At 58.8% G+C, this 12,990-nt stretch carries 13 protein-coding genes; 8 read left to right on the forward strand and 5 right to left on the reverse strand.

The genetic code is table 11. From position 1 onward, the window contains the following. Positions 1-16: 16 nt before the first annotated feature. From dnaQ to J2X24_RS12235, 5 genes are all read right to left on the reverse strand, one after another. Positions 17-706: a DNA polymerase III subunit epsilon gene (gene dnaQ / locus J2X24_RS12215; protein ID WP_209721731.1), complete on the reverse strand. Its 690-nt coding sequence runs from the start codon at positions 704-706 to the stop codon at positions 17-19. Between the two features lie 49 nt (positions 707-755). After that, positions 756-1,340, reverse strand: a complete 585-nt coding sequence (gene coaE, locus J2X24_RS12220; protein ID WP_209721734.1) for a dephospho-CoA kinase — start codon at positions 1,338-1,340, stop codon at positions 756-758. Continuing rightward, positions 1,337-2,236, reverse strand: coding sequence for a shikimate dehydrogenase family protein (locus J2X24_RS12225; protein ID WP_209721737.1), 900 nt, complete (start codon positions 2,234-2,236; stop codon positions 1,337-1,339). Before J2X24_RS12225 ends, coaE begins: the two co-directional genes overlap by 4 nt. After that, the gene (locus J2X24_RS12230) at positions 2,233-2,823 is read right to left on the reverse strand and encodes a Maf family protein (protein ID WP_209721740.1); all 591 of its coding nucleotides are present in this window, start codon (positions 2,821-2,823) and stop codon (positions 2,233-2,235) included. Before J2X24_RS12230 ends, J2X24_RS12225 begins: the two co-directional genes overlap by 4 nt. Positions 2,824-2,982: 159 nt before the next feature. Further along, the gene (locus tag J2X24_RS12235; protein WP_209721742.1) at positions 2,983-3,852 is read right to left on the reverse strand and encodes a pyruvate, water dikinase regulatory protein; all 870 of its coding nucleotides are present in this window, start codon (positions 3,850-3,852) and stop codon (positions 2,983-2,985) included. Between the two features lie 589 nt (positions 3,853-4,441). On the opposite strand from J2X24_RS12235, the gene hemE reads away from it, so the two are divergent. The 8 genes from hemE (at position 4,442) to rsmG (ending at position 12,986) form a co-directional block, all read left to right on the forward strand. Next, positions 4,442-5,467, forward strand: a complete 1,026-nt coding sequence (gene hemE / locus J2X24_RS12240; protein ID WP_209721745.1) for a uroporphyrinogen decarboxylase — start codon at positions 4,442-4,444, stop codon at positions 5,465-5,467. Then, positions 5,464-6,492: a ferrochelatase gene (gene hemH, locus J2X24_RS12245; protein ID WP_404977826.1), complete on the forward strand. Its 1,029-nt coding sequence runs from the start codon at positions 5,464-5,466 to the stop codon at positions 6,490-6,492. Before hemE ends, hemH begins: the two co-directional genes overlap by 4 nt. After that, positions 6,489-6,941: a CopD family protein gene (locus J2X24_RS12250; RefSeq protein WP_209721749.1), complete on the forward strand. Its 453-nt coding sequence runs from the start codon at positions 6,489-6,491 to the stop codon at positions 6,939-6,941. The genes hemH and J2X24_RS12250 overlap by 4 nt, the downstream gene beginning before the upstream one ends. Positions 6,942-7,297: 356 nt before the next feature. Then, complete coding sequence (gene rho, locus J2X24_RS12255; RefSeq protein WP_209721751.1) at positions 7,298-8,671, forward strand: transcription termination factor Rho; 1,374 nt, start codon at positions 7,298-7,300, stop codon at positions 8,669-8,671. A gap of 135 nt (positions 8,672-8,806) precedes the next feature. Next, positions 8,807-9,070: a DUF6489 family protein gene (locus J2X24_RS12260; protein WP_209721753.1), complete on the forward strand. Its 264-nt coding sequence runs from the start codon at positions 8,807-8,809 to the stop codon at positions 9,068-9,070. 12 nt (positions 9,071-9,082) lie between these two features. After that, positions 9,083-10,384, forward strand: coding sequence for a tRNA uridine-5-carboxymethylaminomethyl(34) synthesis GTPase MnmE (mnmE, locus tag J2X24_RS12265; protein WP_310003604.1), 1,302 nt, complete (start codon positions 9,083-9,085; stop codon positions 10,382-10,384). A gap of 86 nt (positions 10,385-10,470) precedes the next feature. After that, complete coding sequence (mnmG, locus tag J2X24_RS12270; protein ID WP_209721756.1) at positions 10,471-12,345, forward strand: tRNA uridine-5-carboxymethylaminomethyl(34) synthesis enzyme MnmG; 1,875 nt, start codon at positions 10,471-10,473, stop codon at positions 12,343-12,345. A gap of 14 nt (positions 12,346-12,359) precedes the next feature. Continuing rightward, entirely contained in the window at positions 12,360-12,986 is a 627-nt protein-coding gene (gene rsmG / locus J2X24_RS12275) for a 16S rRNA (guanine(527)-N(7))-methyltransferase RsmG (RefSeq protein WP_209722057.1), read from the forward strand. Positions 12,987-12,990 lie beyond the last annotated feature (4 nt).

A 12,990-nucleotide genomic window follows, 5' to 3' on the forward strand; every position in this document is an offset into this window, starting at 1 on the left:
ACAAGCAGGGCGATGTTTATTTCCAGAGGGTTTTCTCTTTCAGGTACTTCTGCACGAAGGCCGAATGAGCCGCCGCCTCGAGCTCGGTGATGCGCGACACCAAAGGACGCGGGCGCGGGCCATAGGATTTGAACGCCGCGATATTGATGGCATTGGCGCTGGCCGTGACCATCTCGAGATCCAGCCCCCGCTCCTTCCCGCCCAGCAATTCCAGGTACACACTGGCCAATAGACGGGCGTCGATCAAGGCGCCGTGCAGGTCGCGTTCGGCCAGCGAGATGTTGAAGCGCTTACACAAGGCATCCAGCGAATTGTGCATACCCGGAAACTTGGTGCGCGCCAGAAGCAGGGTGTCGATCCACTGGTCATCCGGCGTGCAGACACGCGAATGGCGCTCCAGCTCCATATTGACGAAGCTGCGGTCGAAGGCGGCGTTGTGGGCGATGATCTTGCGGTCGCCGATGAATTCCATCATCTCTTCGCAGATCTGGGCGAACTTGGGCTTGCCCCTCACCTTTTCATTGGTGATGCCATGGACGCGGATGGCGTCCGGCTCGATCTCGCGTTCCGGGTCAATATAGTGGTGGAAGGTCCGGCCCGTCGGCAGCAGATCCTCGATCTCGATGCAGCCGATTTCAATGAGGCGATGTCCCTTGCGCGGATCAATGCCAGTGGTTTCGGTGTCGAGAACGATTTCGGTAGCCATGACCGTTTATGTATTTGATCCGGAGTCCAGATCAAGAGGCATTCGCTTATTAGGTGAAGCGGTCGACCAGGCTACGCACTTCGGCACGGCACGCGTCCAGGCTTTGCGACGTATCTATTAGGAAATGCGCGCGTTTGCGCTTTTCGGCGTCGGGCATCTGCCGGCTCAGGATCGCGGCGAACTTTTCCTCGGTCATGCCAGGCCGGGCCATGACGCGCTGACGCTGGACATCCGCCGGCGCCGACACGACCAGGACATAGTCAAGATGGCTTTCCGCGCCCGTTTCATAGAGCAGGGGGATGTCGGCCACAATCATATCGGCGCCGTCTTTTTCCTGCGCGGCGACAAAGGCCGCCCGGTCCTCGACGACAAGCGGATGGACGATAGCATTGAGCCGGTCGAAGCCGTTTTCGGCCGTCTTGAGCGCGGCCGAAAGCTTGACGCGGTCCACGACATTATCGGTCAGGACATCGCCAAACGCTTCGGTTAGCCGGGATTTCAGAACCGGGGAGGCGGCATAGAGCCGGTGGACGGCTTCATCGGCATCCCACACCGGCACGCCTTCATCGCGAAACATCCGCGCAATGGTCGACTTACCCATGCCGATCGAGCCGGTGAGGCCGAGCCGGATCACTTTTCACCCAGATATTGAAGCGCCAGGCCGCGAATATCGTAATCGGCATCGGGAAGCCGACCGTAAAAGGCTTCAAAGCTCGGCCGGGCCTGTTCGATCAGCATGCCCAGGCCATCGACGGTTTTCAGGCCGCGTTCTTCGGCGGCCTTGAGCCAGTTGGTCTTCAGCGGCCGGTAGGTCATGTCCATGATCGTTGCATTATCGCCCAGCGCATCGAACAAGGGCAGGGGGCCGCCCGAAGCCGCATTGATGACCGCCACGGCGCCGGCAAAGGCACGGTCGACATCGGTCAGTTCATAGGCTGTGACCTTTTGTCGGAAGGAGATGGTTTTTTCCTTGCCGGTCAAGTGGATATGCGACTGGTCGGTCTGGAAGGCGAAGACCAGGTCTTCGGCGCGGGCCAGGGTCCGGTTGACAATGCGCACTTCGGGGCTGCCGGCCTCCAGCATGGCGGCGACGGCGGCACGCGAAGCCCCACCGGCACCCATGATGACCACCGGGCCGGATTTCAGGTCGCAGTCCGGCGCCTGGAGTTCAAAGGCGCGGATCAGGCCATGGCCGTCGGTGCTTTGGGCATGGACATAGCCGTCGTCGTCAAAGGTCAGCACATTGGCCGAGCCGCAGTGACGCGCGCTTTCGGCGACGGTGTCCGCCAGCGCCAGGGCTTGGGCCTTGAAGGGCGCGGTGATGTTGAGGCCCTTGATGCCATTGGTGCGGCACGACAGGATCAGGCGTTCGAAAGCGTGTTCGTCCTTGGGTCCGAAGGCGGCATAGACGCCGTTCACCTTCATGGTCCGCAGCCAGGCATTGTGCAGGAAGGGGCTCATTGAGTGATGAACCGGCTGGCCAACGATAGCGGCGACCTTGGCCGCGCCTGTGGGGAGGGTATCGATCATGGGTTCAGCACCTTCAGTTGGCGGAGTTTGCCCAATAAGGGCAGGAGAGGGAGGCCCAGCACGGTGAAATAATCACCGCGGATGCTGTCGAACAGGTGAACGCCCGAGCCTTCGAGCATGTAATTGCCAACGGTCGACAGCAGTTTTTCACCGGCCTCATCGAGATAGCGGTCGATGAAGGCGTCGGTAAGGGGGCGGACGGACATTTCGGCGGTTTCGACCGATGACCAGATGAGCTGGCCGTTTTCACACAGGGCCATGCCGGCGTGAAGATAGTGGGTCTTGCCGCTCATCCGGCGCAGGAGGTCGCGGGCAGCGTCCATGTCGGGGGATTTGCTGATCAGGTCGTTGTCGAGCTGCAGGACCTGGTCGCCGCCCAGGACCATACCGGGGTTTGTCGAGGCGACCTGCTGGGCCTTGGCCTCGGCCAGGCGCATGGCAATGGCTTTGGGAGTAAAGCCACGCAGCAGGCAGTCGTCCTTGATCTGGTCTTCATCAACTGTAGACGGGATTTTGACGAAGGGTATACCGGCATTGCTAAGAAGCATGGCGCGGGAGGCGGAGCCGGAGGCGAGGATTAAGGTCATTTAGAATATGCAGGGGTCTTGGACCCCTGCACCCCAGAACGCGACAGCGTTTAGTTAGTTCAATAATAAAAGCCGGGCCCTTTTAGCCCGGCTTTTATTATTGAAGCAATTAATCACTTCCGACTTTTGGGGTTCAGGGGTCCAAGACCCCTGCAAGCCTTAAATACCTCCGAGCCTACCGGTCCGCTTCTCGTTCAACAGGCTGATGATATTCGCCGCGGTTTCTTCCACGGACCGCCGCGTCACATCGATCACCGGCCATTCCTTGCGTTCGAAATATCGGCGGGCGGCGATAATTTCCTGCCGCACGGCTTCCTGGTCGGTATAGGTCGACGGCCGGTCGTCATTATTCAAGGTCAGCAGGCGGTTGCGCCGTATCTGAATCAGGCGTTCCGGCGAAGCGATCAGACCGACAATCAGCGGGTCATTGAGGCCATCGAGGTCTTCCGACGGATCGCGGCCGGGCACCAGTGGAATATTGGCCGCCTTGATGCCGCGGTGCGCCAGATAGATGCAGGTCGGGGTCTTCGACGTCCGCGACACGCCGACCAGGACGACGTCGGCCTGGCGCAGCTTGTCCGCCATGGCGCCGTCGTCGTGGGCGATGGCGTAGTTCAAGGCTTCGATGCGTTCGAAATACTCATTGTCGAGATTGTGCTGGGCGCCGACGCGCTTGGACACCGACGCCCCCAGGTGCCGCGAAAACGCCACAACCAGCGGGTCAAGCACGCCGATCGACGGTATATCCAGTTCCCGGCACCGCGCTTCCAGCATGGTGCGCAGTTCAACATCAACGATGGTGTGCAGGACGATGCCCGGGAAACTCTCGATTTCCGTCATGGCGCGGTCGAGCTGCTTTTCCGAACGGATCAGAACATAGATATGTTCGATTGGCAGGATGCCTTCGAAACGCGCCGCCGCCGCCTTGGCCAGGGCGTTCAGGGTCTCGCCCGTCGAGTCTGAGACCAGGTGAACGTGGAAATAGGTGCCGATACGGCCGGAGGGCAGGGTGTTGGCGGTTTCGGACATGAGGAGCCTTTATGCCGGGGTGTGGGGGTTTTGACCCCACGAACCTGCTTTTATCTTTCCCTGGCTTTCACCCGCAAGGGGTGAAAGCAGGAAAGATATAAAGATATCAGGAAGGCTTGGGGCAGGGCCCCAAAACCCGATCAAAAAGAATCCTGTGCACTGAATCCGTGGACAAACGCCTGACAAGTTGCGCGCAACTGTCAGGAGAAATTCGAGAACGCCGTTCCCCTGTGATCAGAGGTGGAAAATAGCCGAATTTATCCCTGTTCTGACCAATTGGTTAATAATGTATGAATGTGCGACGGTTTCATGTGAATGGCTTAACACTTTATTAACCATTCACACCCGGCCGGGAAAACATCTTTACGAAGTTTTAACGATAGTTAGCGTTTGGTTAATTATCCCAACTTCCCACAGGCGTGTGGATGGTCTTTTTCAAGAATGGGACGGATTGTGAAAAAGCCGGGACAACCGCAAAGCCTGCGGCAATTTTCCACGTCATCCCCGCCACTAAAAACCTCTTCTTCCTCTTTCTTCTTTTTAGAGGGTTCTCTAAGAGGGAGCCTCGTTTTGCACCGGGATTGACTCCATGAACCCTCCTCAGGCATCCATACTCCAGGTTCTGGCGGGTCAGACCGTCAGCCCTACTCCGGTATGGTTCATGCGTCAGGCCGGGCGCTACCTGCCAGAATACCGCGAGCTTCGCGCCTCGACGTCAGGCTTCGTCGATTTTTGTCTGAACCCGGAAAAATCAGCCGAGGCGACGCTGCAGCCCATCCGCCGTTTCGGGTTTGACGCGGCCATACTTTTCTCCGACATCCTGATGATTCCACTCGCCCTGGGTCAGGATCTGACCTTCGCAGCCGGGGAGGGGCCGATTCTTGGGGAACTGCCCGACACCGCCTTCATGCGCGACAAGGCGCCGGATGCCGGCCAGGCGTTGAGGAACGTTGGAGAGACCGTCCAGCGCGTGCGTAGCGCCCTTGGTTCGGAAACGACGCTGATCGGCTTCTGCGGGGGCCCCTGGACCGTCATGACCTACATGCTGAACGGCAAGAAGGCCCACGATCGCAGCCTGATCCGCAGCTTCGTCTATGAGCAGCCGGAAAAGGTCGCGGACGTCCTCGATATCGTCATCGAAGCCTCCGCCCATTATCTTAAAATGCAGGCCGACGCCGGCGCCCAGGTGCTGAAGATCTTCGAAAGCTGGGCGGAAGGGTTCCCGGATCCCTATTTCGACCAGCTGGTCACTCAACCGCACATCCGCCTGATTCAACGCGTCCGGCAACTGGGCGTGACCCTGCCGATCATTGGCTTTCCGAGAGGCGCCGAAGCCCGCTGTCAGAGCTATCTCGATGTTGTCCCGGTCGATGCCTTGGCCTTGGGCACAGCAACGCCGCTGGCGCTCGGCAAACAGCTCCAGGCGCAAAAGCCGATCCAGGGTGCGCTTGATCCGGTGGTCTTGCGGTCAGGCGGCGCGGCATTGGACGCACAGATCGACGGAATCCTTGAGGCCTGGGGGCAGGGGCCCTTGATCTTCAACCTGGGCCACGGCATTTTCCCGGATACGCCCATCGCACACGTCGAACAGGCGCTGAAACGGATCAGAGGCTGATGAAACGCATTGCCGTCTTGCTGTTCAATCTTGGCGGGCCGAAAAACCCGGAAGACGTCAAGCCGTTTCTCTACAATCTGTTCCGCGACAAGTACATTATCGACCTGCCGTTCGGCATCCGTCAGGGCGTAGCCTCTATGATCGCCAGCCGGCGCGCCCCCGAAGCGCGCAAGAACTATGCCCATATGGGCGGCGGCTCACCGATCCTGCGTGAGACAGAGGCACAAGCCCAGGCGCTGGAAGCCTATATCAACAGCCATACCAAGGGCCTTGAGACGCGAGTCTTTATCGGCATGCGCTACTGGCATCCGTTCGTGGAACAAGCCGCGGCCGATATCGCTGCCTGGCGGCCGGATGAAGTCGTTCTGCTGCCGCTCTATCCGCAGTTCTCATCGACCACGACTTTGACGGCCGTTGAAGCGTTCAAGAAAGCGTACAAGGGCACAGCCAAGGTCACCGAGGTCTGCTGCTATTCGCACAATGATCATTTCATCAAGGCGCATGCCGATCTGATCCGGGCCAGACTCAAGACCGTCAAAGACCGTAAGGACTATCGCTTGTTGTTCTCGGCGCATGGTCTGCCGGAAAAGATCGTCAAACAGGGCGATCCCTATCAGTCGCAGGTCGAAGCGACTGTCGCGCGCGTTATGACGTTGCTGGACATGCCGATCGAGCACGTCATCTGTTATCAGAGCCGCGTCGGGCCGTTGAAGTGGATCGGGCCATCGACGGACGAGACCATCCGCCAGGCGGGCAGGGATGGCAAGAATGTTATCGTCGTGCCGATCGCTTTCGTGTCTGAGCACATCGAAACCCTGGTCGAGCTCGATATTGAATACGGCCATCTGGCCAAGGACGCCGGCGTTTCCGACTATATTCGTATCCCGGCGCTGGGTGTCGATGAAAACTATATCAGGGCCCTGAACGACGAAGTGCTGAAAGCCGTCGGGTCTTCCGAAGCTGTGATCGGCGACCACGATTGTGACGCCTGTCATGGGTTCTGCCCGAAAAGGAGAGCCGGATGAACTGGTATGATCTGGCGCGCGGGCTGCACATTCTGGCGGTGATCGCGTGGATGGCCGGACTTTTGTATCTGCCGCGCCTGTTCGTCTATCACGTCCAGAACGCTGACAAGCCGGACGTTGTTAATGTCTTTGCGGTCATGGAGCGCAACCTGCTCAAGATCATCATGAACCCGGCGATGATCGCGGCCTGGGTGTTCGGCGTGTGGTTGTTGTACCTGCGTTTTTCGGCCGATTGGTCGGTGGCGATGAAGCAGCCCTGGCTGCATGTGAAGCTGTTGGGGGTTGTGCTGATGACCGGCTACCACCACTTCCTGCTGGCGCGTTTCAAGAAGCTGCAGGCGGGTGAGCCTGCCGGCAGCGAGAAGTTTTGGCGCCGGATCAATGAGGTGCCCTTCCTATTGGCGATTGTCATCGTGACGGCGGTAACGTTGGAGTACGGGTCAAGGTAAACTTGTGGGGTTTGGGGCCTGAGGCCCCAAGACTTGCCACCTTGGCCTGTCCTGAAGGACGGGCCAGGGAAGTATAATAAGATTTGTGGGGTCCCAAGAAACGTTCTTTGGCCCCACGCCCCACAAGTTTACCTTGACCGTTCCCACCGTAGGTGTATTTTCCCCTCGATTTTGCGCAGGCGCATCGTTCGCGCGCAATACCCAATACAGGCGCCACGGTTCTCGTCGGATAGCCTTTCCACTAAATTCCATCGCCTTTTCAAACAGTTGTACGAAAAGGCATCAGGTTATTCGTCCCTCGCAGGTGTCCTCACCTGGTGCGTGGCCGCATAGCTAAAGCATACGAAAGCAAGACCATGAGTGAAGATTCCGAAATCGAAGGTGTCGGCGAAGAACTGCTCGACACCGAAGCCGAAACGGAAACCGAAGACCAGGACGAGGAAGCCAGTGAAGGCTCCATGAAGGGCGAGAAGATGTCTCTTCAGACCCTGAAGGACAAATCGCCTACCGACCTTCTCACCTTTGCCGAAAACCTGGGCGTCGAAAACGCCTCCAACCTGCGAAAGCAGGATATGATGTTCGCTGTCCTGAAAGCGCTCGCCGAAGAAGGCGTCGAGATCACCGGCTCGGGCGTCGTCGAAGTCCTGCAGGACGGTTTCGGCTTCCTGCGTTCGCCCGAAGCCAATTACCTGCCGGGCCCCGACGACATCTACGTCTCGCCCCAGCAGATTCGCCGTCACGGCCTTCGCACCGGCGACACGGTCGAAGGTCCGATCCGCAGCCCGCGCGAAGGTGAACGCTACTTCGCCCTGCTCAAGATCCAGACGATCAATTTCGAAGACCCCGAGACCATCCGTCACAAGGTCCACTTCGACAACCTGACGCCGCTCTATCCCGAGCAACGCCTGTGGATGGAGATCGAGGACCCGACCCTTAAGGACCGTTCCGGCCGCATCATCGACATCGTGGCCCCGCTCGGCAAAGGCCAGCGCTGCCTGATCGTCGCTCCGCCGCGCGTCGGTAAGACGGTCATGTTGCAGAACATTGCCAAGTCGGTCGCCGCCAACCACCCGGACTGCTATCTGATCGTTCTGCTGATCGACGAACGTCCGGAAGAAGTGACCGACATGCAGCGCACCGTGCGCGGCGAAGTCATCTCCTCGACCTTCGACGAGCCGGCCACCCGCCACGTCCAGGTCGCTGAAATGGTCATCGAAAAGGCCAAGCGTCTGGTTGAACATAAGCGCGATGTCGTCATCCTGCTCGACTCGATCACCCGTCTCGGCCGCGCCTACAACACCGTCGTGCCATCGTCGGGCAAGGTTCTGACCGGCGGCGTCGACGCCAACGCCCTGCAACGTCCGAAGCGCTTCTTCGGCGCCGCGCGGAACATCGAAGAAGGCGGCTCGCTGACCATCATCGCCACCGCCCTGATCGACACCGGCTCGCGCATGGACGAAGTCATCTTCGAAGAATTCAAGGGCACTGGCAACTCGGAAATCGTCCTCGACCGTAAGGTCGCCGACAAGCGCGTCTTCCCGGCCATGGACGTCCTCAAGTCCGGTACACGTAAGGAAGAACTGCTCACCGAGAAGTCGAACCTGCAGAAGACCTACGTTCTGCGCCGTATCCTCAACCCGATGGGCGCCCAGGATGCGATCGAGTTCCTCAGCGACAAGCTGCGTCAAACGAAGAACAATGCAGAGTTCTTCCAGTCGATGAATACTTGATGAAGCTCAAGCGCCGCATGGCTCGCGCAAACGTGCGCGGCGGCCGGTCGGCCTTGCCTTCGGAATACTTTAATTAACCCTTGCCAACCCGATATGACACCCTCATATCGGGTTGTCATCTTTCTGGAGCCCAATATGAAGTGCACGGTCAATGTCGAATGTACGCCGCAAGAGGCCCGCGCATTTTTGGGCCTGCCGGACGTTGAACCGCTGAACGATTTCGTTGTCGAGCAAATGCGCTTGAAAGTCGAACAGAATATGCAGTCGATGCAGCCGGAAGAGATCATCAAGACGTGGTCGAGTCTGGGCATCACAGCGCAGGATCAGTTCTTCAAGCTGTTCCAGTCCGCGGCCAAGGCCAGCATGGGCTCATTTGGAACGGGCAAAGATATCAAGTAAGGAGTGTTTCACGTGAAACACACCATCTTCGCCTTGGCCAGTGCGCAGGGCAGGGCAGGCGTGTCAATTATCCGTTTGTCCGGAACTAAGGCCCTGGCCACAGCGGAAGCGCTGAGCAGCAAGACGTTCAAACCCCGCCTTGCGACCTACACTCATCTGGTCCATGACGGCGAGCTGCTTGATCAATGCGTCGCCATCTGGTTCCAAGCGCCTAACAGCTTTACCGGCGAAGACTGTGTGGAGTTTCATGTCCACGGTTCGCGCGCCATTGTCGATCGGCTGTATAGCGTCTTATTGTCGATGGGTCTGTCGTTAGCCGAGCCCGGTGAGTTCACGCGGCGGGCACTGGAGAACCATAAGCTCGACCTGACCCAGGCTGAAGCGATTGCCGATCTGGTTGACGCCGAATCCGAAGCACAACGCCGTCAGGCCCTAACCCAGTTAGGGGGAGGCCTACGGGCGCGCTATGAAGGCTGGCGGTCGGAACTGATCGACCTGTTGGCGCGGCTCGAAGTCTATATCGACTTCCCGGATGAAGACCTGCCGGACGACCTCAGCCAGTCGATCCTTAAGCGAATCGGCAGTCTTGAATCGTCATTGCGTGAGGCCCTGGCCGATGAAAAGCGTGGCCGGCAGATCCGTGAAGGCTATCGTATCGTTATTCTTGGCGAGCCGAACGCCGGCAAGTCGAGCCTGTTCAACGTCTTGCTCAAAGCCGAAACGGCGATCGTCACGCCGGTCGCGGGAACGACGCGGGATATCCTCGAAGCGCAACTGCGGATCGGACCTTATTCGGTTTTGCTCTATGACACGGCCGGGCTACGTGAAACGGAAGAGGTTGTGGAACGTGAGGGCATCCGCCGTGCCCGCCAACTTGCGACCGACGCCGATCTGCGTATCTGGGTGATCGACAGCCAGAACCCCTCCGAGCCGGTACCCGATCTGTTAACGCCGGATGATTTTGTCGTTTACAACAAGATGGATAGCGGCAGTGTTTCACGTGAAACACCGCAGTTTGGTGTCAGCACCGTGACCGGCGCCGGCTTAGATGCATTCATAAAGGCGCTTGAAGCCCATATCGAAAACGCTCTGTCGCTTCAAACCTTTCCGGCGGCAACGCGCGATCGTCACCGGGCGCGACTGGCTGAAGCGCATGGCCATGTTCTACACGCGCTGAATTCCTGCCTGCATGTGCCCGAACTGACAGCCGAAGATATCCGCATGGCAATCAACAGCTTTGAAGCACTGTTCGGTCGCTATGACGTCGAGCAGGTTCTGGATGAGGTTTTCTCATCGTTCTGCATCGGAAAGTGATCCGGTGTTTCACGTGAAACACAAATGCTGAGTCGACCCTTCTACCATTGTCTGCTATAGGCACCGTCCATCTCCTGAGGACATTGATGACGGACTACTCGAACACGTTATGGGACGTGATCGTCGTTGGCGGCGGCCATGCCGGCTGCGAGGCCGCGACGGCTTCCGCGCGCATGGGCGCCAAGACCTTGCTGCTGACCCACCGCAAAGAAACGCTAGGCGAGATGTCGTGCAACCCCGCCATCGGTGGCCTGGGGAAGGGGCATCTGGTCCGCGAAATCGATGCGTTGGATGGTGTCATGGGCCGCATGGCCGATATCGGCGGCATCCAATATAAGGTCCTCAACAAGTCCAAGGGCCCGGCCGTGCGTGGCCCACGCGCCCAGATCGACCGTAAACTGTACCGCGAAGCCATGCAGACCGAGCTGGCGCAGACGGAAAATCTCGACATCGCCGAAGCGGCTGTCGAAGACCTGGTGCTCGATAACGGCCGCGTTGTTGGTGTCACCGACGCCAATGGCCAAGGCTATAAGGCGCGTGCCGTTGTCCTGACAACCGGTACCTTCCTGCACGGCGTCATCCATATCGGGGAAAAGCGTATGTCTGCTGGCCGCTGGGGTGATCAGCCGGCCAATGGTTTGGGACAGCGTCTCTACGATCTGAAGCTCGATATGGGTCGTTTAAAGACCGGCACACCGGCGCGTCTCGACGGCAAGACGATCCATTGGGATCGTTTGGAGCAGCAGATTGGCGACGATCCGATCGAGCCATTTTCCTATCTGACGGCGTCGATCGACCGACCACAGATTGCGTGCGGCATCACTTATACCAATGAAAAGACCCACGCGATCATCGCTGATCGCATCAAGGAATCCGCAGTTTACGGCGGGCATCTATCGGGCCGTGGGCCGCGCTATTGCCCCTCGATCGAGGACAAGGTCGTCAAGTTCGCCGACAAGACCAGCCACCAGATCTTCCTTGAGCCGGAAGGCTACGATGACGACACCGTCTATCCGAACGGCATTTCGACCAGCGTGTCCGAAGCGACGCAGGAAGCCTTCCTGCGGACGATCGTTGGCCTCGAAGATGTGGTCATTAAGCGCTACGCCTACGCCATCGAATACGACTATGTCGATCCTCGCGAACTGCATCCGACGTTGGAGCTAAAGCAGTTGCCGGGCCTGTTCCTGGCGGGTCAGATTAACGGCACGACGGGTTACGAAGAAGCCGGCGCGCAGGGACTTATGGCTGGTATGAATGCTGCCGCTCAAGCCGGTGGCTATAGCCCTGTGATCCTCGGCCGCGACGAAGCCTATATTGGTGTCATGATCGATGACCTGGTGACGCGTGGCGTCACAGAACCCTATCGCATGTTCACCAGTCGGGCTGAATTCCGCCTGTCCCTGCGGGCCGACAACGCCGATCAGCGCCTGACGGACAAGGGCATGGCCAACCGTGTCGTTGGTCGTTATCGCGCCGCAGCCTGGAGGGCAAAACGCGATGCCCTGGCGGCCATTCGCCAACGCGCATCTGAGCTGACGGCCACGCCGCGCGAAGCCTTGTCGCAGGATATTCAGGTGAATGGCGACGGCCAGCGTCGCAATGTTGTGCAGTTGATGGCTTACGACAGCTGTTCGCGCAGCAAGCTGGAAGCACTGTGGCCGGAGATCGCCGCATGGCCGGAAGTCCTCTATGAGCAGGTCGAGATCGACGCGCTCTATGCCGGCTATATGTCGCGCCAGAAGGCAGAGATCGAGTCCTTCCGCAAGGATGAGAACCTGGCCCTGCCGGAAGATATCGATTATGCCACGGTGCCGGGTTTGTCGAACGAAGCCCGTGAAAAGCTGTCGCGTATCCGGCCTCAGACCCTGGGGCAGGCGGGTCGTATCGAAGGCATGACACAGGGCGCGTTGACGACCTTGCTGTTCTTTGTGCGCAATCGCGTCAAGAAGTCGGCCTGATGACAGACACGCCCATGACGCCGCAGGAGATGGCGGCGAAGCTGGTGTTTCACGTGAAACACGAGGCCATCGCCGACCTCGAAATCTTTCGCGAATACCTTGCCGAAAAAAACGAGGTCATGAACCTGGTGGGGCCGGCAACCGTGCCGCACTATTGGTCGCGGCATGTTCTGGACAGTGCGCAATTGCTGAACCGCAGGCCAGACGCCCGCATCTGGGCGGATCTTGGCGCCGGCGCCGGCTTTCCGGGCCTGGTTCTGGCCATTCTGCTCAAGCATAGTGACGGCCCCCCACCAAAGGTCTACCTCATCGACTCACTGACCAAGCGTTGCCGCTTCCTGCAGGAGCTCGTCAATCAGCTGAAATTGCCGGCAGAGGTCGTTAATGACCGGGCAGAGAACCTTAACCTTAAGGTCGATGTCGTCACGGCACGCGCTTTCGCTCCGTTCCCACGCCTGTTTACTTTTGCCGAAAAATTCTTCCGAAACGGCGCCGAAGGCTGGTTTTTAAAGGGGGAAAACGTGGAAAGTGAACTGGCTGAGGCTGGCAAACAGTGGCGATTCGAAGTAGAACAATACGAGTCCCTTAGCGATCCACGTGGTCGCGTCGTACATATCCGGAGGCTGACACGTGGCAGATAGCGCC

It is taken from the genome of Asticcacaulis solisilvae (genome assembly GCF_017875235.1).
GTDB lineage: Bacteria > Pseudomonadota > Alphaproteobacteria > Caulobacterales > Caulobacteraceae > Asticcacaulis > Asticcacaulis solisilvae_A.